Genomic DNA, 20,521 nt, shown 5'->3' with positions numbered 1-20,521 from the left:
TGTCAGGCTGTGGCGACATCCATCTGCGGACCTGAGCGCGCGCGATGACCGAGCTCATCCGCTTCGATCAGGTCAGCTACCGCTATCCCGGCGGCCAGGACGTCCTCAGCGACGTCGGCTTCTCGATCGCGCAGGGCGAGATGGTCTACGTCACCGGGCCCAGCGGCGCCGGCAAGACCACGTTGCTGCGCCTGATCGCCGTGCTGTGCCGCGCCAACCGCGGGCAGATTCTCGTCATGGGTCAGAACCTGTCGGCGCTCAAGCCGCGCCGCGTGCCGGCGTTTCGCCAGCGCATCGGCATGGTGTTCCAGAATTTCAACCTGCTGCACGACCGCACGGTGTTCGATAACGTCGCGCTGCCGTTGGTCATCCGCGGCTATTCGCACGAGGACGTCGGCCGTCGCGTACGCGCTGCCCTCGACTCGGTCGGCCTGCTGAAGAAGGAGCGCGTGCTGCCGCTGACGCTGTCCGGCGGCGAGCAGCAGCGCGTCGGCATCGCCCGCGCGATCGTCACCAAGCCGGCATTGATCCTCGCCGACGAGCCGACCGGCAATCTCGATCCGGAAATGGCGCTCGAGGTCATGCGCGGCTTCCAGCGCTTCAACGATGCCGGCGTCACCGTGATGATCGCGACGCACGCGATCGACCTGATCGATGCGCTGCCGCATCGGATCATTCACCTCGAACACGGCCACATCACCGACAAGCGCCCGACCGCCGCCTCGCACCTGAAGGGAGGCCACCCGCATGGCCTTCGTTGAAGCGGGGCTCGACCGGCCGAACTGGCTGACGCGCTGGGTGCAGGAGCATCTGCGCGTGCTGCTGTTCTCGCTCGGCAAGATCGTGCGCACGCCGTTGGCGGCAATGCTGACGGCGATGGTCATCGGCATTGCGCTCGCGTTACCCGCCGGGCTTTATGTCGCGGTCAACAATCTGTCGACGGTCAGCTACTCCTGGCAGGAGTCGCTGCAGCTGTCGCTGTTCCTCAAGGACACGGTGTCGGCCGAACGCGGCGCGGCGCTGGCGCGCGACATCGGCAACGAGCCGGGCGTCGCGCGGACCCAGTTCATCTCGCGCGAACAGTCGCTCGCCGAATTCCGCGAGCTGTCCGGTTTCGGCGATGCATTGGATCTGCTGCAGGGCAATCCGCTGCCGGCGGTGATTTCGGTCAGTCCGCAGCGCGGCCAGTCCAAGGCAGAAGTGCAGACCTTGCTGGACCGTCTGTCCAAGCTCAGCGAAGTCGAACTCGCGAAGCTCGACCAGCAATGGCTGGAACGCCTATACGCCCTGCTGGCGATCGCCGAACGCGCGGTCGGCATCATCGCGCTGCTGCTCGGCCTCGCGGTGATGGTGATCATCGGCAACACGATCCGCCTCGACATCGAAAGCCGGCGCGAGGAGATCGAGGTCATGAAGCTGATCGGCGCGCCCGGCAGCTTCGTGCGGCGGCCTTTCCTCTACAGCGGCTTCTGGTTCGGTCTCGGCGGTGGCGTGCTGGCCTGGATTCTGGTCGGCGTCGGCACCGGCATGCTGGCGGAACCCAGTGCCCAACTGGCCGCTCTCTATGGCAGCGATTACCGGATCAGCGGCCTGAGTCTTCGGGACGGTTTGTCCCTGGTGGGCGCCGGTATCGTCCTCGGCTGGGCCGGGGCGTTTCTGACCGTCAGCCGGCGTCTCGCCCAGATCGAACCCAAGTAAAGCAACTTATTGTTTTATTTATGTTTGCTGGACAAGGATAGCGGAGGTTCAGGCATATCCTTATGGCAGTTTCAAGCAAGCCCCATCGGCACGGAACTTTGCGCAATACTTAGCACTCCATTTACCCGAGTGCTAATATTTTGCACATGGGAGACGTAAAGATGAGTACCGCGACGAGCTTGGCGCTGCGACAGCCGACGGGCCTGGTTCCCCTCACCGGAAACCTGGATGCCTACATCGCGCACGTCAATCAGATTCCCGCCCTGGACGCCGATGCCGAGCGCGAGCTGGCCGAGAAGCTGACGGCCGAGCAGGATCTGGGCGCCGCCCAGAAGCTGGTGCTGTCCAACCTGCGCCACGTCGTTCATATCGCCCGTGGCTACATGGGCTACGGCCTGCCGCTGGCCGACCTCATCCAGGAAGGCAACATCGGCCTGATGAAGGCGGTCAAGCGCTTCGACCCCGGCGTCGGCGTGCGCCTGATTTCCTTCGCGGTGCATTGGATCAAGGCGGAAATTCACGAGTACGTGCTGAAGAACTGGCGCATCGTGAAGATCGCGACGACCAAGGCGCAGCGCAAGCTGTTCTTCAACCTGCGCTCGGCCAAGCGCGGCCTCGGCTGGCTCAACCTAGAGCAGGCCAACGCCATCGCCGCCGATCTCAAGGTCAAGCCGGAAGAAGTGCTGCAGATGGAAGCCCGCCTCAGCGGCCACGACGTGTCGTTCAGCGCGACGCCGAGCGACGACGACGACGGTCACTACATGCCTGAGGATTATCTCAGCGACGGGCATGACGAGATCGCCGATATCGAACAGGCCGAGTGGCAGGATTCGCGCGAAGCGCTGATGCGCGAGGCACTGCTGTCGCTCGACGATCGCGCTCGCGACATCCTTCAGCGTCGCTGGCTCAGCGACGGCGAGAAGACCGGTCTGCAGGAACTCGCCGACGAGTACGGCGTGTCTGCCGAACGCATCCGCCAGATCGAAGCCGCCGCGATGAAGAAGCTGCGCAAGGCGATCGAAGTCGAAGCCTGATTGGCCGCTGCAACAAAAAAGCCCGCGCAAGCGGGCTTTTTCATGGGCGCTGCCCGATTAAAAACCGATCAGCGGCGCGACATAGTGATCGACCAGCAGCAGCGTGAATATCCCCATCAGATAAACAATCGAATAGCCGAAGGTGCGCATCGGCAGGCCGGCAACCGGCCACCATTTCAGGCGCAGTGCGTAGTACAGGAACACACCGTCAAGGATCAGCGCGCCGACCAGATACAGCCAGCCGGACATGCCCATCGCGAACGGCAGCACGGTCACGGCCGTCAGCAGCACGGTGTACAGCAGCACCTGCGTGCGCGTGAACTCGATGCCGTGCGTGACCGGCAGCATCGGGATATCGGCCTTCGCGTAGTCGTCGCGACGGTCGATCGCCAGCGCCCAGAAATGCGGCGGCGTCCAGATGAAGATGATCGCGAACAGGATCAGTGCATGGGCGTGAATTTCGCCGGTCACGGCGACCCAGCCGAGTACCGGCGGCGCTGCACCGGCGGCGCCGCCGATGACGATGTTCTGCGGCGTCGCACGCTTCAGGTAAAGCGTATAGATGCCGGCATAGCCGATAAGCGTGAACTGCGTCAGCACCGCGGTCAGCGGGTTGACGAGGAACCACAGCACCGCAAAGCCGACAAGCCCGAGGAGGGTCGCGAAGGCAATCGATTCGGTCATCGACAAACGCCCGGTGACCAGCGGACGGCCGCAGGTGCGCGCCATGCGCGCATCGATGTTGCGATCAATGATCTGATTCACCGCGGCTGCGGAAGCAGCCTGCAGGGCGATGCCGAGCGTGCCCCACAGCAGCGCAGCAAGCGGCGGCAGGCCGGGGACCGCGAGGAACATGCCGACAACCGCGGTGAACACGATCAGCATGACCACGCGCGGCTTGCACAGCTCGTAGTACTCGTTGAGCAATGAGCTGGGCTGCTCGCCTGGCGTCTTGGTCTTGCTCACGTCAGCGTCGACTCCATGCGGCATGGTTCAGCGAGATCATCACCGCGAGCAGGATGGCCGCTCCGGCGTTGTGCGCGGCAGCCAGCAGCAGCGGCAGCTGGAAGAACACGACGCTGATGCCGATCGTGACCTGCAGCGCTAATGCCGCGATCACGGCAACGCCGAACAGGCGCCAGCGTCGCGACTGTCCGCGCTTCAGCAGAGAGATCCCAAGCAGCAGCAGCGCAACGGTCACGACGACGGCACCGACGCGATGGAAGTGGTGAATCGTCACGCGCGCACGCGCATCGAGAATGCCGTACTCGTAGTTGATGCCCAGCCCGTGCCACAGCGTATAGGCAGTCGGGATATCGGTCTGCGGCCAGAAGCTGCCATGACAGGTCGGCAGATCCGGGCAGGCCAGCGCCGCGTAGTTGGTGCTGGTCCAGCCGCCGAGGAAGATCTGCAGCACCAGCAACAGCAGGCCCAGCGTGGCGAACAGACGGATGCGCGGCGGCGCGGCGGCGACATCGTCGGCTGCGTCGGTGCGCAGATCGTTCTGGAAGGCAAACGACGCGTGACGCTCGCTGCGATAAGCGCGTTCCGAAACGGTTGGGGTGTCTGGCTTCGCCGCGGCGACGGCGCGCGACGACCAGTACAGCCACAGCAGCATCGCAAACGTCGTCATGCCGCCGAGCAGATGCCCGGTCACCACCAGCGGCTTGAGCTGCCAGGTCACCGTCCACATGCCGAGAATGCCCTGGAAGATCACCATGGCAACCAGCAGCCATGGCAGGAATCGCGGCACGCCCTGCTTGCGCAGGCGCAGCGACAGCACCGCGAGCGCGACGATCAGCAAGCCGAGCGTCGATGCCAGATAGCGGTGGATCATCTCCTTCCAGCCCTTGTGCGCCTCGACCGGACGCTCGGGATAAGCGGCGTTCGCAGCAGCGACATGCTGCTCGTCGCTGGGCACCGTCAGATGGCCATAGCAGCCCGGCCAGTCGGGACAGCCGAGGCCGGCGTCGGACAGACGCACGTAGGCGCCGAACACAATGACGCAGAAGCACAGCAGCAGCGTCAGCAGGTTGAGAGTACGGAACAGGGGCATGGCATCCGGGACGGCAGCGGCAGGGTGCGGAGGGGCGGCCTCAGCGCGCGCGCATTTTAGCCGAGCGCGGCTTTATCCGATCTGCGAGATGCGCAGCAGCCGCTTGATGTCCTTGAGGATGCCCTTGTACTCGGCATCGGCCGGGTAAACCATCAGCCAGTTGCCAAGGGGATCGACCAGATACAGCGCCTGCGCATCCTGGCCGCCGAAGAAGCGCCGGTAGTCCGCCTCGACCGTGTCGGACAGGAAGACCAGATCGGGATGGTTGGCCTTCAGCTCGGCCTCGGCCGCCGCAGCGTCGGCTGGCGTCGCCGCGATATACACGCGCTGCACGCGCAGACGCTTTTCGTTGAGCAGGGTGCGGATCTGGCGAATCTCGATCAGCTTCGCCGAGCAGGTCGGGTCGCAACTGCCGTTGCCCAGATAGACGAAGCTCCACTTGCCGCGCAGGGCGCCGGGACCGGCGCTGTGGCCCGCGACATCGAACAGTTCCGCGGTCGGAATCGGCCGCGCGGGCTCGACCAGCTGGCCGTAGTTGACGTGCCCTTGAGGCCGCCAGTCCGGCGCAAAGAAATAGAGGACGATTGCGGCAAACAGCGGCGCAAAGAAGAGGGCTGCCAGCAGCACGAGCTGCAGGCGACCGCGGCCAGGGGTTTGAGTCATGTTTTAGGTTTGAAACTGAAGCGTATGAACAGCACCAGCAATACTACTGCAAACAGGAACCACTGCCCGGCATAACCGTAGTGCTTGGTCGGCGACATCTCCGGCCCGCTCGACCACTCACGCACAAAGCCGCCCTCGGCTTCGGCCGACAGCAGCAGCAAACCGACCGTGGTCGACTGCCCATACAGGCAGCGCAGATCCTCGATCGTCGGATACTGGACGATGCGCGGCCAGGGACCTTCGGCGCAATTGTTCACATCGGTACGCATGCCCGGCACCGGGAAGGTCCGGAAATACCCGCTGACGTTCTGCACACCGGCCGGAGCCGGCAGCGGCGGCAGCTGCGAACGGTCGCCGCTGGCCGGAATCCAGCCGCGATCGACCATCAGGATTCCGCCGCCCTCGGCGAGCCGCATCGGCGTCCAGACGCGATAACCGGGCGTGCTGTCGTGGCTTTGCCCATCGAGCAGCAACTGCTTTTCCGCTTCGTAGGTGCCGCTGGTCTGCGCGGTCTCGACCACGCCTTCCTCAGCCCAGCTGCCGGCGGAAATCGCGCGCGGCGTCTTGGCGGCTGCCTTGTCGAAGCGCTGAATGATTTCGGCTTTTTCCATGCCGCGCTGCAGCTGCCAGGCGCCGAGCGTGCAGAACAGACCGCAGATCACCAAGGTTCCGATCGCCGCCCAAAGGTTCGGCTTGAATGCCTTGTCGCTCATTTCAAATCCCCCGATTCGCACACGTTACCGGCGCTCTCACCGGCCGCCGCCCCGTCCCGGAGGCTATGATGCACCCAAATTCCTGCCCTGTCGCCGCTGCCGCATGTTCGCCAAAGTCATCATCGTCGTTCTTCTGCTTGCAATTCTGACCTCGCTGATGACCAGCATGGTATTCCTGGTCCGCGACCGTTCGGATCGCAAGCGCACGCTGACCGGGCTCAAGGTTCGCGTCGCGCTGTCGATCACGCTGATCCTGTTCGTGCTGCTGTCCTGGCATCAGGGCTGGATCCAACCTCACGCGATGATGCGCACACCGCTGCCGACGCCTTCAGCGGCACCGTAGGCCGAAATTGAGGCAATAAAAAAGGCGGCCAGTGGCCGCCTTTTTTCGTCTGCCTGGCTTAGATCCAGTAGACGACGATGAACAGGCCGATCCAGACCACGTCCACGAAGTGCCAGTACCAGGCCACGCCTTCGAAACCGAAATGCGATTCCGGCTTGAAGTGGCCCTTCATCAGACGCAGCGTGATGATGATCAGCATCAGCGTACCGAGCGTCACGTGCATGCCGTGGAAGCCGGTGAGCATGAAGAACGTCGAACCGTAGATGCCCGAACCCATGGTCAGGTTCAGCTCGTTGTAGGCCTCCATGTACTCATGGACCTGGAAGTACAGGAAGGTCGCGCCGAGGGCGACGGTGGCCCACATCCAGACGATGCAAGCCGTGCGCTTGCCTTCTTTCAGGGCGTGGTGGGCAAGCGTGATCGTGACGCCCGAGGTCAGCAGCAGCAGCGTGTTGACGAGCGGGACGCTGAACGCCGGGATGGTTTCGAAGTCGCCGCCGAGCGCCGCCGGACCGTTTGACGGCCACACGGCTTCAAAGGCCGGCCACAGGTTGATATGGGTCGACAGCTTGGCGCCCTCACCGGCGAGCCAGGGCAGCGACAGGCCACGGGCATAGAACAGCGCGCCGAAGAAGGCGGCGAAGAACATGACCTCGGAGAAGATGAACCAGGACATGCCCCAGCGGTAGGTCCGATCGACCTGCGCGCCGTAGAGGCCGCCTTCGCTCTCGCGGGCAATGCCGCGGAACCACAGGTAGATGATGACGAACGAACCGAGCGCACCGATCCAGATCGGCGCCGGGCCGACGTGGTTGTCCTCGAGGAAGCCGGACACGCCGACCAGCAGCGCGACCAGGAAGACGGTCAGTGCGAACGGCCAGACGCTCGGGGCCGGGACAAAGTAGCGGTCATTGCTATGAGCGGCGGGGCTACCCATTTTCTGCTCCTAAAGCCTTAATCAATTCTGCTTCATGGCGACGTCCGAGACGCCGAAAAACGTATAGGACAACGTGACGCGATCGATAAACGTCGGCAGTTCCGGGTCTATCGTGAACACCACCGGCATCTTCTTTTCCTCACCAGCCTTGAAGGTCTGGTTGTTGAAGCAGAAGCATTCGGTCTTCTTCAGATACTTCGCGGCATCCCAGGGCGCCACCTGCGGAACCGCCTGTGCAACCAGATCGTGACCTTCGGTGTTGGTCGCGAAAAAATTCACCGTCGTCATCTGTCCCGGATGCACCGCGACACTCGACTGCTCCGGATGAAATTTCCAGTTCCTGCCGCCGTTGACCGTCGTCGTGAACTCGACCGTCACGGTGCGGCTGGTATCCACCGTCATCGCAGCGGCTTCTGCCGAAACAGCCTCCAGTGCGACCTTGCCGTTGAGGCCGAAGGCCTCGCACATCATTTCGTACAGCGGCACCAGCGCGAAGCCGAAGCCGAACATCCCCGCCGTCAGCGCCAGCAGCTGCACCAGATGCAGCTTGCTGCGGCCGATCACGAGTGCGTCACCTTGTAGACGAAACCGCCAAGAATGATGAACGCCAGCAGCACATGCACCGCGAACAGGATGCGGTTGTTGCGGCTGCGCTGCTGCTCGTCAATCTTGGCGGGTGCGTTCATGGCTTCGCTCATGCAAAGAACTTAGTGCTTCTTGTGCTCGTCATGCACCGCGGTCGACTCGGACTCCGGCAGCGGCGGCGGATCTTCGAAGGTGTGGTACGGCGCCGGCGAGGCAACCGTCCATTCCAGACCGTGCGCGCCTTCCCAGACACGGTTCGGTAGATCGCGCTTGCGACCGCCCCAGCCGTAGCAGCTGGCGAGCATGTTGTAGATGAAGATGAACTGCGCGAGGAAGAAGCCGAACGCGCCGACCGTCGACCAGACGTTGAAGTCGGTGAACTGCACCGCGTAGTCGGGAACGCGGCGCTGCATGCCGGCCAAACCCGAGAAGTGCTGCGGGAAGAACGTCAGGTTGATGAAGATCGTCGACAGCCAGAAGTGGGTCTTGCCGAGGAATTCGTTGTACATGCGACCGGTCCACTTCGGGATCCAGTAGTACACGGCGGCGATGATCGAGAACACCGCGCCCGGCACCAGCACGTAGTGGAAGTGCGCAACGACGAAGTAGGTGTCGTGGTACTGGAAGTCGACCGGGGTGATCGCGAGCATCAGACCCGAGAAGCCGCCGATCGAGAACAGGAACACAAAGCCGAGCGCGAACAGCATCGGCGTCTCGAAGGTCATCGAGCCGCGCCACATCGTCGCAACCCAGTTGAACACCTTCACGCCGGTCGGCACCGCGATCAGCATCGTCGCGAACATGAAGAACAGCTCGCCGGCGAGCGGCATGCCGACCGTGAACATGTGGTGCGCCCAGACGATGAACGACAGGAACGCAATCGACGCGGTGGCGTACACCATCGAGTCATAGCCGAACAGCGACTTGCGGGCGAAGGTCGGGATGATCGTGCTGACGATACCGAACGCCGGCAGAATCATGATGTAGACCTCGGGGTGACCGAAGAACCAGAAGATGTGCTGGAACATCACCGGGTCGCCGCCACCCGCCGCCGAGAAGAAGCTGGTGTGGAAGTACTTGTCGGTCAGCAGCATCGTCACCGCGCCGGCGAGCACCGGCATGACCGCGATCAGCAGGTACGCCGTGATCAGCCAGGTCCAGACGAACAGCGGCATCTTCAGCAGCGACATGCCCGGCGTGCGCATGTTGAGGATCGTCACGACGACGTTGATCGCGCCGGTGATCGACGAGATACCCATCAAGTGCACGGCGAAGATCAGGAACGGGAAGGCATTGCCGGTCTGCAGCACGAGGGGCGGATACATCGTCCAGCCGCCGGCCGGCGCGCCGCCCGGCATCAGCAGCGTACCGATCAGCATCGTGAAGGCGAACGGCAGGATCCAGAAGCCCCAGTTGTTGACGCGCGGCAGCGCGAGGTCGGAGCAGCCGATCATCATCGGCACCATCCAGTTCGCAAGGCCGACGAAGCCCGGCATGACGCCGCCGAAGATCATCACCAGCGCGTGCATCGTCGTCATCTGGTTGAAGAACTCAGGATCGACGAACTGCAGGCCCGGATGGAACAGCTCGGCACGGATCACCAGCGACATCAGGCCGCCGATGAAGAACATCGTGAACGAGAAGAACAGGTACAGCGTACCCAGGTCCTTGTGGTTGGTCGTCTTGATCCAGCGCATGATCCCCTTGTCGGGGCCATGGTGATCGTCGTGACCGTGGTGGTCAGCGTGGTCGGCGTGGTCGGCGTGTGCGTGCGTGTGGGCCATTTGAATGAACTCCGGAATCTGCTGTTTCAGCGCCGAGCGGCGACCTGGGCGGGTTGAACAACACCACTGCTATGGCCCCAAGCGTTGCGGGTATAGGTGATGGCCGCGGCGATTTCGACATCTGACAGCTGGCTCAGCGGCGGCATCAGATTCTTGCCCTTGAGCACTTGATCGATCTGGTGGGCCGGATCGCTGTTCGTGACCCACTGGCTCTTGACCAGCGACGGGAACGTCGGCGCCAGGCCTTCGCCGTTGGCCTGGTGGCAGGCGGCGCAGTTGGCCTTGTAGGCGGTCTCGCCCTTGGCGATCAGCTCCTCCTTGCTGAGGCCGGCAGCGGCGGCTTCGGCCGGCTTGGCTTCTTCAGCGGCAGCCGGGGCAGCTTCGGCGGGAGCGGCGGCTTCAACGGCAGCCGGTGCGGCGGCAGCGGTCGCCGGAGCGGCTTCGCCACCCTTCTGCTGGGCAAGCCAGGCGTTGTATTCGGCTTCCGGCAGCGCCTTGACGACGATCGGCATGTAGCCGTGGTCGCGGCCGCAGAGTTCGGCGCAGACGCCGCGGTAGGTGCCCGGCTGGTCGATCTTGGTCCACATTTCGTTGATGTAGCCCGGGATCGCGTCCTTCTTCACCGCCAGTTCGGCAACCCACCAGGCGTGGATCACGTCGTTCGAGGTCAGCAGGAAGCGGATGCGCTTGCCGACCGGCAGCACCAGCGGATTGTCGACGTCGACCAGATAGTTCGGCACCTGGGTCACGTCGACGCCGGACTTCAGCTGACGCGCCTTGTTCGATTCGGCGGAGAGCGTCGAGAAGAAGCTGACGTCCTCGCCCATGTATTCGTACTGCCACTTCCACTGGTAGCCGGTGATCTTGATGGTCATGTCGGCACCGCGGGTGTCTTCCATGCGGATCAGCGTCTTCGCGGCCGGAATCGCGATCGCGATCAGGATGACGAAGGGCAGCGTGGTCCAGATGATTTCGACCAGGGTCGACTCATGGAAGTCGGCCGGCTTCGGGTGCTTGGAACGGCGATGGAAGATGATCGACCAGATCATCACGCCGAACACCACCACCGCGATCGCCACGCAGATCCAGAAGATGTCCATGTGCAGGCCATGGACTTCGCGGCTGATCTCGGTCACGCCGGTCGGCACGTTGTAGCCGCCGCTGGTGTCCGTGTACGCCTGCGCAGCCATCGCCGCGAGTGCTGCACCGGTACCTGCCGCCAGCCTGGACAGCCATCCCTTCATCGACATCATCAATCTCCCAAAGGCAACTCGTACACGGGCAGTTGCCCGTCGCTACCGGCCCCGTGATCCGCCGGCAGGTATCTGCAAAGTCCAACGCGCGCCAGCCACCGCACGCGATCCTCTCATTCCAATTTGGTCAAGCCTTGACCACCAGCCTGCCCCGCTGCGCTGCCCCGGCGCTTTTCAGCGCTGCACGGCATCCTCAAGACCGCCTTGCCGACGTCGCATCGCAAAGTGGCCCCGCCGCAAAAACATGCGGCAAGACAAGTACTTGGCTGCAACGCGAAGCTTGGACCGGCGACGAGACCCGACGCACCCGCCAAAAGGGGGCGGTCAGAGCCGCGGAATTGTAGTCCATGGCTGGAAAGCCACGCAAAGCCGATTTCGGGTAGCGACGCCGGATTTTTCTGGGCCGTGACGGGAACGGCGCCGATCGCCCGCATCCAATCGCGGGATTACTGCATATAGAGTCTGACGCCAGAACCTTTTGCAGCTGGCAATCCCCAGGACTGATCGATGAACCGACGTCAACTGCTCACCCTCCTCGGCGCCGCCGCTGGCTTCGGCCTCGCCGCGCCTCGCTGGGCACATGCCGGCGAACAGAAGCTCGGTGCGCTCGGACTGCCGGCCGGCCACTGGAAGCCGCTGGTCAGCGAGGCGGCCTACGGCGTGCTCTTCAACGAAGACACCGAACGCGCCGGCAGCAGTCCACTCAATCGCGAGAAGCGCGACGGCAGCTTCCTCTGCGCCGCCTGCCTGCAACCGCTGTTCAGCGCGAAGGCGAAATACGACTCCGGCACCGGCTGGCCCAGCTTCTGGAAACCGCTGGACGGCGCCATCGCGACGAAGCGCGACTTCAAGCTGATCATCCCGCGCACCGAGTATCACTGTGCGCGCTGCGGCGGCCACCAGGGACATGTATTCGATGACGGCCCGCAGCCTACCGGCCTGCGCTATTGCAACAACGGCGTCGCGCTGCAGTTTGTCGCCGCCGGCGAGCCGCTGCCGCAGCTGCGTTCATAAGGCGCCTTCCGCGCTACGCGATGCGCAATCCCTTGCGCTATCGTTGCGGCCTGAGAATTTCGGGCGCCATCGGCGCCTCGATGAATGGCCAGGCAAGGAGCGCATCAATGACGAACAGGGTTTCGATCTGGACTCGGCTGTTGCCGTTGCTGCTGTCCACCGCAGTGCTCGGCGCCTGCGCCGGCGCGCCGACGCAGCCACTGCCGGTGCCGGACCCGCCCGTGCAGGTCGAACGGTTTCTCGGACGCTGGTATGTGATCGCCAACATTCCGTACTTCTTCGAGCGCGGCAAGGTCGGCACCTACGTCGAGTACCACCCGCGCAAGGACGGTCGGATCCAGGACCTCTACTTCTATCGCGACGAGGAACTCAGCGCGCCGCTGGAGAGCAACGAGGGCGTTGCCGAAGTGGTCGACAAGAAAACCGGCGCCGCCTGGCGTGCGCAGTTCCTGTGGCCGCTGTGGTTCGGCTTCAACATCCTCTACGTCGATGCCGACTACCAGACTGCGCTGGTCGGCCATCCGGATCGCGGGCTAGGCTGGATCTACGCACGCACGCCGCAGATCGACGCGGAACGGCTCGAGGCGATGTTCAAGCGCCTGGAAGCTGCCGGCTACAAGCGCGAAGAGTTCGTGATGATTCCGCAGCTGCCCGCTGCGGGCGCGGCACCGAAGTAAGCGCTACAGGAAATCCGCAACGCTCAGCGCCGCGGCGGCGGCGCTGACATCCGCGCCTGCAGGCACAATGCCGCACAAGGGTGCCGGCATCCGCGCCTTCAACGTCTCGACGTTGTCCTGCCAGTTCTCCTGCTGCGGCGGCAGGACGTTGGCGACCCAGCCCGCGAGCCGCGTACGACGCAGGATCGCATCCGCGCTCAGCAAGGCATGGTTGATGCAGCCCAGACGCATGCCGACGACCAGCAGCACCGGCCACTGGCGGGCGGCGACCCAGTCATCGAAACCCAGCTGATCGCCCAGCGGCACGCGCCAGCCGCCGGCACCTTCGACCACGATGCGTTGATGCTGCTGCGCAAGTGCAACGTACCCTCCGGTCAGCATCAGCGGATCGATCGAAAGACCGATCTGCCGTGCGGCGAGGTGTGGTGCAATGGCCGGCTCCAGCGCGACCGGATTGACCGCCGCATACGCCAGTCCCGGACTCGATTCGGCGAGCAAGGCCCGCGCATCGTCGTTGCGCAAACCCTCGCTGCTGCGCTCACAGCCGGAAGCAACCGGTTTGTATCCCGCTGCGCTGAATCCGCGCGCACGCGCCTGCCGCAGCAACGCGCAGCTGATCAGGGTCTTGCCGACGCCGGTATCGGTGCCGGTCACGAACAGCGTGCTGCTCGCGACGGCAGCCGCATTGAAATCCGACTTAGCCACGCAGCGCCGCGGCAAGCGCCTCGACGAGGCGATCGATCTGCTCGTCGTCGTGCGCGGCAGACAGCGTGATGCGCAGACGCGAAGTCCCCAGCGGCACCGTCGGCGGACGGATAGCCGCGACCCAGATGCCGGCGTCGAGCAGCTTGCGCGACAGCGCGAGCGTGGGCTCTTCCGGACCGATGATCAGCGGCTGGATCGCGGTGTTCGAATCGCCGAGCGGAATCGCCAGCTGCGCGCAGGCACTGCGCAAGCGCCGGATGTTGTGCTGCAGGCGCGCGCGGCGCTGTGCACCTTCTTCGCCGGCGACGATCGCCAACGCGGCGCGTGCAGCGGCCGCGATGGACGGCGGCGGCGCGGTCGAGAAGACCCAGCTGCGCGCGCGCTGGATCAGGTACTCGATCAGGTTGTCGCTGCCGGCCACGAAGGCGCCGGCAGCACCGAGCGACTTACCCAGGGTGGCGACGTAGACCGGCACATCGTCATTGCCAAGCCCGACCGCTTCCAAGGCGCCACGCCCCTGCCGACCGAGCACGCCGAAGCCGTGCGCGTCGTCGATCATCAGACTCGCGCCGCCCGCCGCACACAGCGCGGCCAATTCCGGCAGCGGCGCGATATCGCCGTCCATGCTGAACACGCCGTCGGTGACGACCAGCGTCTCGCCACTGCGCGGCTGCGCGAGCGCTTCGGCGTAATGGTCGACACTCGCATGCGCAACGCGCCGATAGTTCGCGCCGCAAAGGCGCCCGCCGTCGATGAGCGACGCATGATTGAGTTCATCGGCGATCAGCGTGTCGCCCTTGCCGAGCAGCGCACGCAACACACCGAGGTTGACCGCCCAGCCGCTGGAAAACAGCAAGGCACGCGGACGTCCGGTGAATGCCGCGAGCGCTTCTTCCAGCGCGCGGTGTTCGCGGTTGTAGCCGGAGACCAGGGCAGCAGCGCCGCTGCCGGTGCCGGACGTCGCCAGCGCGGCGCTCGCGGCGGCGGCGATGCGCGGATCGCTCGCGAGGCCGAGATAGTCGTTGCTGCAGAAGTTCAGGCACTGGCGGCCATCGACCGTGATGGCAACCGCGTGCGCGCCATCGACTTCGCGGCGCACGCGATACAGCTGCGCGTCGCGCAGTCGCTCAAGCTTCGCGCCCAGCCGGTCGTCGAGACGCCGCTCCGGGCTCGCCGCGCCGGGCGCGGTTGCGACCATCAGTCGTTGCAGCAGGCCGCCTGCGCGAGCGGCGCGGCAGCAAGCGCAGGCGGCGGGCAACAGGCGCCAGCGTGTTCGTGTTCGTGTTCGTGTTCGTGCGCATGCTCATGCGCAGGACCGTGGACATTGCCCGGCTTGCCGCCTTCGGCCTGAATGCCGAGGCGCGCGAGCAGCGCGCGATCCTTCTCGTTCTGCGGATTATGCGTCGTCAGCAGCTTGTCGCCGTAGAAGATCGAGTTGGCGCCGGCGAAGAAACATAGCGCCTGCATCTCGTCGGTCATCGCCGTGCGGCCTGCCGACAGACGCACCTGGGTCTTCGGCATCAGCACGCGCGCCACAGCGATCGTGCGGACGAACTCGATCGGGTTGAGTTCTTCGGCGCCCTTGAGCGGCGTACCTTCGACCTGCACGAGGTTGTTGATCGGCACGCTGTCTGGATGCGCCGGCAGCGTCGCCAGCTGGCGCAGCAGCTCGGCGCGATCGGTTTCCTGCTCGCCCATGCCGACGATGCCGCCGCAGCAGGTCTTCATGCCGGCCTTGCGGACGTTCTCCAGCGTGTCGAGACGATCCTGATAGGTGCGCGTCGTGATGATCTTGCCGTAGAACTCGGGCGAGGTATCGAGATTGTGGTTGTAGTAATCGAGACCGGCGTCGGCAAGACGCTGCGCCTGATGCTCCTTGAGCATGCCGAGCGTCATGCAGCTCTCCATGCCGAGCGACTTCACTTCACGAACCATCGCCTCGATCTTGTCGAGATCGCGATCCTTCGGCGAACGCCAGGCCGCGCCCATGCAGAAGCGCGTCGCGCCGTTGGCTTTGGCATCGCGCGCCGCTTCAACGACCGCATCGACTTCCATCAGCGGATCTTTCTTCAAACCGGTTTCAAAGCGCACCGACTGCGGGCAATACGAGCAGTCTTCCGGACAGGCCCCTGTCTTGATCGACAGCAGCGTCGACAGCTGCACGGTGTTCGGCTTGTGATGTTCGCGATGCAGCGTGTGCGCGCGGAACAGCAGATCGTTGAACGGCAGTTCGAACAGCGCCTGCACCTCGGCGCGCGTCCAGTCGTGGCGAACTTCAGCTTGCGACATCACAGACTCCGGAGCACGCCCGTCAGGTGTGCTTATTTATTGAATAAAATAATTTAAATACAGAATTAGGCTCATCTTCGAGCCCGCTGGCGACGCGCAATGTGCATTGCCCTGCGCAGGGATGTCAACCAAACTGCCGACGTCATGGTTTACAACTTCGCCCGCGGGCTTCTCGACACCCTGCTGCCGCTGCGCTGCCGGTGCTGCGCGGTCGCGTTGGATGAGGGACAACTCTGCGCCGATTGCAGCGCCGCCCTGCCCTGGAATTCGAACGCCTGCCGGCAATGCGCGCTACCGCTGGCGGCCAGCGAGCTGTGCCCGCAATGCCTGCAAAAGCCGCCCGCATTCGACAGCAGCCGCGCCGCATTCCGGCTGCAGGCGCCGGTCCAGCAAGCAATTCACGCGCTGAAGTACCACGCCGATTTTGCCCAGGCACACTGGCTAGCAACGCAGATGCTGCAGCCCCTGCAGTCGCGCGATGACGATCTGCCGTCGCTGCTGATTCCCGTCCCCTTGCACCCCTGGCGGTTGATGCGCCGTGGCTACAACCAGGCGGCTGAGATCGGTCGCCATCTGGCCAGCATGCTGAAACTGCGAATGGATTCGGGCCTGGCGCGGCGCCTGCGGCAGACCGAGGACCAGATCGGTCAGAGCGCGGTCGCCCGCCGGCGCAACATGCGCGGCGCCTTCACGGTCGACGCGGACCTGTCCGGCATGCACATCGCCCTGATCGACGATGTCATGACAACCGGCGCGACGTTCAATGAACTGGCGCGCGCCTGCCGGCGCGCAGGCGCTCAACGCATCGAGGCCTGGGCCGTCGCGCGCACACCTTAGTCGCGTTGCGCGGCCCTGGCTGCCGCCGGCATCTGGCGATCAAGAAAATCCAGCGCCGCATTCACTGCGCGACCATCGAACACGAACGTCGCGATATGGCCGAGCCCGTGAATCAGAAACAGCTCGGACGGCGCGCCCACCTTGCCCAGGGCGGCGTACATTTGTTCCGAGTAACCAGGCCAGACGATCAGATCCCAGGTGCCGTGGTAGAAAAATCCGGGAGGATCATCGGCGCTGACCTGTAGCAACGGCGAAGCCTCGCGGTAGCGATCCTTCATCGCCGCGACATCACCGCCCATGAAAGCCTTCACCAGATCGCTGTCCGAGGCGCGCACCATATCTGCGGGAATGCCGCCAGCGACCAATGCATTGGGCCGCTGCTCCGCAGGCGCGCTTTGCGTCGCGACCAACGCCGCCAGATGCGCACCCGCGGAATAGCCCCAGACCGCGACGCGCGATGGATCGAGGTTCTTTTCTGCGGCATGCGCACGCACCCAGGCGATCGCGGCGCGGACATCTTCCACCGCCGCCGGATACGGATCGGCCGGCGCGAGGCGATAGTCGATATTGAGCACCGCATAGCCGCGCTGCGCCGCTGTCTCGGCAATGCCATCCATCTCGCCGCGCTCGCCGCGCCGCCAGCCACCGCCGTGGACCAGCACGATGACCGGCGCTGCCGCGACATCTTTCGGCAAGAACAGGTCCGCGTACTGAGGTGATTTTTGCGCTGGCGCGGTGTAGGTCAGCTTGTCGCTGCGCTGAAAATCGTGCTTTGCATGATCGCGCGTCACAGCGCCCGCGGGCTGACCGGTGTGAGTGACACAGCCGGCGAACAGCAGACTGCTCAGCAGCAACTGGAGTTTCAGACGGAACGACATCAGTTCGGCTCTCGATCGGGTGTCCAACCATTACGGGAAGAACAGCGGTCCGGATGCCGCTCAGCCTCGCGAAAGACCGTAGTCGACGGCGAGCCCGATGAAGATCGCCAGTCCGAACCAGTTGTTGTTGATGAACGCGCGGAAGCACGCCGCAGGCTCGCGGTCACGCGTGATCCACTGCTGGTAGACCATCAGCCAGGCCGCGACCGCGATCCCGGCGAAGAACGCCCACCCGCGCCCGGTATTGAGGCCCAACTGGATCAGCAACAACAGCGCCGCGCCCTGCAACAGTGCAATGAACAGACGATCGTGGCGGCCAAACAGAATCGCCGAAGACTTCACGCCGATCTTCAGATCATCCGCGCGATCGACCATCGCATACCAGGTGTCGTAAGCGATCACCCAACAGACGTTGGCCGCCATCAACGGCAGCACCTGCGCCCAGTTCACCGTGTGATTCACCGCGGCATACGCCATCGGAATGCCCCACGAGAACGCCAGCCCAAGCACCGCCTGCGGCATGCTGAAGAAGCGCTTGAAGAACGGATACCCCGCCGCGAGCAGCACCGCAGGCACGGCCAGAATCAGGCATAGCGTGTTCTTCAGCGAAGTCAGCAGGCCAAAGGCGATCAATGCCACGGCGACGAACAGGCGCACTGCCTCCTCGGGCGTCACTCGACCCGCCGCCAATGGCCGGTCCTTCGTGCGCGCAACGAGCGGATCGACATCGCGATCCGCGAAATCGTTGATCGCACAGCCGGCGGAACGCATCAGCACAGTACCGACGACGAAGACCAGCAGCACATGCAGATTCGGCAGACCTTCCGCGGCGAACCACAGCGCCCACAGCGTCGGCCACAGCAGCAGGTAGATGCCGATCGGTCGATCGACACGCATGAGAAGGAGATAGTCGCGAAACTTGCTGGTCAGCATCGTCATGTTGGCGATTTTAGAAGTTCACACCTGCGCGTAGCGTTCCGGATCACCGACCCAGCGTGCAATCAGAGCACGCGCGCGTTGCGGTTGCTCGACGAGCCATTGATCAGCGAGCTGCTGCAGTGGCGGCACCAGCGCGGCATCGCGCACGGGATCGGCGAGCTTCATGCCGATGTCGCCGGTCTGGCGGCGGCCGAGCAGTTCGCCGGGGCCGCGCAGTTCGAGGTCGCGCTGGGCGATCGCGAAGCCGTCGGTCGTCGAGCGCAGGGTTTCGAGGCGTGCGCGTGCCATGTCGCCGAGCGGCGCCTGGTACAGCAGCACGCATTGGCTGGATTGGCTGCCGCGGCCGACACGGCCACGCAGCTGGTGCAGCTGCGAGAGACCGAGGCGTTCGGCATTCTCGATGACCATGATGCTGGCGTTGGGTACGTCGACGCCGACTTCGATCACTGTCGTTGCGACGAGCAGCTGGGTTTGGCCCTGCTTGAACGCGCGCATCTGCGCGTCTTTCTCGTCGGACTTGAGCCGGCCATGGACGAGGCCGACCTGCAGCGTGGGCAAGTCGTTGCGCAGACGCGCCGTGGTGGCCTCGGCGGCTTCCGCATCGAGTTCCTCCGACTCTTCGATCAGCGTGCAGACCCAATAGACCTGCCGCCCTTGCGCGCAGGCTTCTGCAATTCGCGCCAGCACTTCGTCGCGTCGTTCGTTGGAAACGACAACCGTCGTCACTGGCGTGCGGCCCGGCGGCAGTTCGTCAATGACCGAGACATCAAGGTCGGCATAGATCGATTGCGCCAGCGTGCGCGGGATGGGTGTGGCCGACATGATCAGCTGATGCGGTATGCGGGCGCCGCCTTTCTCGCGCAGTGCAAGCCGTTGCTGGACGCCAAAGCGGTGCTGTTCGTCGACGACGGCCAGCGCCAGACCGCCGTAGGCAACCTGCTCTTGCAGCAAGGCGTGGGTGCCGACTGCGATGGCCGGCTGCTTCGACGCCAGCGTCGCCAGCACGCGTTCGCGCTCCGCCTTCTTGACGCGGTTGGCGAGGAACAGCGGCTCGATGCCGAGCGGCGCAAACCAGGCCAGCAGCGTGCGCAGATGCTGCTCGGCCAGCAGCTCGGTGGGCGCCACCATCACGGCCTGCAAGCCAGCACGCTGTGCAGCGAGCAACGCGGCGGCGGCAATGACGGTCTTGCCCGAGCCGACATCGCCTTGCACGAGGCGCAGCATCGGTCGCTGGCCGGCCAGATCGCTGACGACTTCGGCGAGCACGCGGTGTTGCGCGCCGGTCGGCTGGAACGGCAGCACCGATCGCAGATCCGCGACTGCAGCCGCACCCTCGGCGAGCCGCGCCGCCGGCCGGGAACGCAGACGGCTGCGCAACAAGCGCATGCCGAGCTGATGTGCCAGCAGTTCTTCGCGGACGAGGCGGCGCTGCGCCGGGTGACTGTGCGCCAGCAGGGCGCTCGCGTCGCCATCGCTGGCGGGTTGATGGATCAGGCGCAGCGCATCGAGCGTCGGCGGCCCATCGAGGCCGGGAAGCTGCATCGCCAGCTCGGCATCGCCAGACGCGACCTGCAGCGCCTGCGCAATCAGACTGCGCAGGCGAATCTGCGTGATGCCGGTCGTCAACGGGTAGATCGCGGCGAGATGCTGGTCCGGCTGCAGCTCCGCCGGATCGTCGGCGACGCGATACTGCGGATGCACCATCTCCGCGCCGGCAGTGCCGATACGCACCGTGCCGTAGGCCTGCATCCAGCGACCGATGCTCAGGTTCTGGCGCTGCGCATCGTTGAAGTGAAAGAAGCGCAGCAGCAGCACGCGGCCGCCATCGTCGAGCACGACGCGCAAGGTGCGCCGCCCGCCGAAGCGGACGTCAGCGGCGGCGATCCGCGCACAGACCAGCACGTCCTGATCCGTCTTCAACTGCGCGAACGGTGTGTGCTGGCGACGATCCTCGTAGCGCAGCGGCAGGTGAAACAGCAGGTCGCGGACGAGGCGCAGATTCAGCGCGCGCAGGCGTTGCGCCACTGCCGGTCCCGCACCTTTCAGATACGTCAGCTCGGTATCCAGCGTCAGCGGCGGACGCGCTCCCGGCTTGCTGGTGCGGACGGCAGGCAAA

The 20,521-nt window shown here is 64.7% G+C and carries 22 protein-coding genes; 7 read left to right on the top strand and 15 right to left on the bottom strand.

Going from position 1 to position 20,521, the window contains the following annotated elements:
- The first annotated feature begins 44 nt into the window (after positions 1-44).
- The 3 genes from ftsE to rpoH all read left to right on the top strand — a co-directional run bounded on the left by ftsE (position 45) and on the right by rpoH (position 2,732).
- Positions 45-761, top strand: coding sequence for a cell division ATP-binding protein FtsE (gene ftsE, locus AC3WUF_RS04075; protein WP_492422677.1), 717 nt, complete (start codon positions 45-47; stop codon positions 759-761).
- Complete coding sequence (ftsX, locus tag AC3WUF_RS04070) at positions 748-1,698, top strand: permease-like cell division protein FtsX (protein ID WP_492422675.1); 951 nt, start codon at positions 748-750, stop codon at positions 1,696-1,698. Before ftsE ends, ftsX begins: the two co-directional genes overlap by 14 nt.
- Before the next feature lie 161 nt (positions 1,699-1,859).
- Entirely contained in the window at positions 1,860-2,732 is an 873-nt protein-coding gene (gene rpoH, locus AC3WUF_RS04065; RefSeq protein ID WP_492422673.1) for an RNA polymerase sigma factor RpoH, read from the top strand.
- Positions 2,733-2,789: 57 nt separating this feature from the next.
- Here the strand turns inward: rpoH and cyoE are convergent, their stop codons facing one another.
- From cyoE to AC3WUF_RS04045, 4 genes are all read right to left on the bottom strand, one after another.
- Positions 2,790-3,698: a heme o synthase gene (cyoE, locus tag AC3WUF_RS04060; protein WP_492422671.1), complete on the bottom strand. Its 909-nt coding sequence runs from the start codon at positions 3,696-3,698 to the stop codon at positions 2,790-2,792.
- A 1-nt stretch (position 3,699) separates the two neighbouring features.
- On the bottom strand, positions 3,700-4,788 hold the full coding sequence (locus AC3WUF_RS04055; protein WP_492422669.1) for a COX15/CtaA family protein: 1,089 nt from the start codon (positions 4,786-4,788) through the stop codon (positions 3,700-3,702).
- Between the two features lie 72 nt (positions 4,789-4,860).
- The gene (locus tag AC3WUF_RS04050) at positions 4,861-5,451 is read right to left on the bottom strand and encodes an SCO family protein (protein WP_492422667.1); all 591 of its coding nucleotides are present in this window, start codon (positions 5,449-5,451) and stop codon (positions 4,861-4,863) included.
- Positions 5,448-6,164, bottom strand: a complete 717-nt coding sequence (locus tag AC3WUF_RS04045) for an SURF1 family protein (RefSeq protein WP_492422665.1) — start codon at positions 6,162-6,164, stop codon at positions 5,448-5,450. Before AC3WUF_RS04045 ends, AC3WUF_RS04050 begins: the two co-directional genes overlap by 4 nt.
- A 103-nt stretch (positions 6,165-6,267) precedes the next feature.
- Between AC3WUF_RS04045 and AC3WUF_RS04040 the strand changes: the two genes are divergently transcribed.
- Positions 6,268-6,507, top strand: coding sequence for a DUF2909 domain-containing protein (locus tag AC3WUF_RS04040; RefSeq protein WP_492422663.1), 240 nt, complete (start codon positions 6,268-6,270; stop codon positions 6,505-6,507).
- A 58-nt stretch (positions 6,508-6,565) separates the two neighbouring features.
- On the opposite strand, the gene AC3WUF_RS04035 is transcribed toward AC3WUF_RS04040, so the two are convergent.
- From AC3WUF_RS04035 to coxB, 5 genes are read right to left on the bottom strand one after another with little or no spacing between them, the layout of a single operon-like run.
- The gene (locus AC3WUF_RS04035) at positions 6,566-7,444 is read right to left on the bottom strand and encodes a cytochrome c oxidase subunit 3 (protein WP_492422661.1); all 879 of its coding nucleotides are present in this window, start codon (positions 7,442-7,444) and stop codon (positions 6,566-6,568) included.
- Between the two features lie 21 nt (positions 7,445-7,465).
- The gene (locus tag AC3WUF_RS04030) at positions 7,466-8,008 is read right to left on the bottom strand and encodes a cytochrome c oxidase assembly protein (RefSeq protein ID WP_492422659.1); all 543 of its coding nucleotides are present in this window, start codon (positions 8,006-8,008) and stop codon (positions 7,466-7,468) included.
- Positions 8,005-8,130, bottom strand: coding sequence for a hypothetical protein (locus AC3WUF_RS04025; RefSeq protein ID WP_492422657.1), 126 nt, complete (start codon positions 8,128-8,130; stop codon positions 8,005-8,007). The genes AC3WUF_RS04030 and AC3WUF_RS04025 overlap by 4 nt, the downstream gene beginning before the upstream one ends.
- 21 nt (positions 8,131-8,151) lie before the next feature.
- Complete coding sequence (ctaD, locus tag AC3WUF_RS04020; RefSeq protein WP_492422655.1) at positions 8,152-9,813, bottom strand: cytochrome c oxidase subunit I; 1,662 nt, start codon at positions 9,811-9,813, stop codon at positions 8,152-8,154.
- 26 nt (positions 9,814-9,839) lie between these two features.
- A complete protein-coding gene (gene coxB / locus AC3WUF_RS04015) occupies positions 9,840-11,063 on the bottom strand; it encodes a cytochrome c oxidase subunit II (protein ID WP_492422653.1) in 1,224 nt (407 codons plus the stop codon).
- Between the two features lie 510 nt (positions 11,064-11,573).
- Here coxB and msrB point away from each other — a divergent pair.
- Together msrB and AC3WUF_RS04005 are read left to right on the top strand one after the other, a co-directional pair.
- On the top strand, positions 11,574-12,080 hold the full coding sequence (gene msrB, locus AC3WUF_RS04010) for a peptide-methionine (R)-S-oxide reductase MsrB (RefSeq protein ID WP_492422651.1): 507 nt from the start codon (positions 11,574-11,576) through the stop codon (positions 12,078-12,080).
- 107 nt (positions 12,081-12,187) lie between these two features.
- Positions 12,188-12,757, top strand: a complete 570-nt coding sequence (locus tag AC3WUF_RS04005) for a lipocalin family protein (protein ID WP_492422649.1) — start codon at positions 12,188-12,190, stop codon at positions 12,755-12,757.
- A 3-nt stretch (positions 12,758-12,760) separates the two neighbouring features.
- On the opposite strand, the gene bioD is transcribed toward AC3WUF_RS04005, so the two are convergent.
- The 3 genes from bioD to bioB are packed head-to-tail and all read right to left on the bottom strand — an operon-like array spanning position 12,761 to position 15,751.
- Positions 12,761-13,462, bottom strand: coding sequence for a dethiobiotin synthase (gene bioD, locus AC3WUF_RS04000; protein WP_492422647.1), 702 nt, complete (start codon positions 13,460-13,462; stop codon positions 12,761-12,763).
- The gene (gene bioF / locus AC3WUF_RS03995) at positions 13,455-14,660 is read right to left on the bottom strand and encodes an 8-amino-7-oxononanoate synthase (RefSeq protein ID WP_492422645.1); all 1,206 of its coding nucleotides are present in this window, start codon (positions 14,658-14,660) and stop codon (positions 13,455-13,457) included. Before bioF ends, bioD begins: the two co-directional genes overlap by 8 nt.
- Positions 14,660-15,751 (bottom strand): biotin synthase BioB, encoded by a 1,092-nt coding sequence (gene bioB / locus AC3WUF_RS03990; protein ID WP_492422643.1) that lies wholly within the window; start codon positions 15,749-15,751, stop codon positions 14,660-14,662. Before bioB ends, bioF begins: the two co-directional genes overlap by 1 nt.
- Positions 15,752-15,850: 99 nt before the next feature.
- On the opposite strand from bioB, the gene AC3WUF_RS03985 reads away from it, so the two are divergent.
- The gene (locus AC3WUF_RS03985; protein WP_492422641.1) at positions 15,851-16,588 is read left to right on the top strand and encodes a ComF family protein; all 738 of its coding nucleotides are present in this window, start codon (positions 15,851-15,853) and stop codon (positions 16,586-16,588) included.
- On the opposite strand, the gene AC3WUF_RS03980 is transcribed toward AC3WUF_RS03985, so the two are convergent.
- From AC3WUF_RS03980 to recG, 3 genes are read right to left on the bottom strand one after another with little or no spacing between them, the layout of a single operon-like run.
- Positions 16,585-17,466: an alpha/beta hydrolase fold domain-containing protein gene (locus AC3WUF_RS03980; protein WP_492422639.1), complete on the bottom strand. Its 882-nt coding sequence runs from the start codon at positions 17,464-17,466 to the stop codon at positions 16,585-16,587. The two genes, AC3WUF_RS03985 and AC3WUF_RS03980, sit on opposite strands and share 4 nt — an antisense overlap.
- A gap of 60 nt (positions 17,467-17,526) precedes the next feature.
- Entirely contained in the window at positions 17,527-18,405 is an 879-nt protein-coding gene (ubiA, locus tag AC3WUF_RS03975; protein WP_492422637.1) for a 4-hydroxybenzoate octaprenyltransferase, read from the bottom strand.
- Between the two features lie 18 nt (positions 18,406-18,423).
- Positions 18,424-20,520, bottom strand: coding sequence for an ATP-dependent DNA helicase RecG (recG, locus tag AC3WUF_RS03970; RefSeq protein ID WP_492422635.1), 2,097 nt, complete (start codon positions 20,518-20,520; stop codon positions 18,424-18,426).
- Position 20,521 lies beyond the last annotated feature (1 nt).

The sequence above is a fragment of the Fontimonas sp. FW305-C-3 genome, assembly GCF_058783185.1.
Note: the sequence above shows the minus strand (reverse complement) of the source record. Positions and strands in the feature narration are given on the sequence as shown.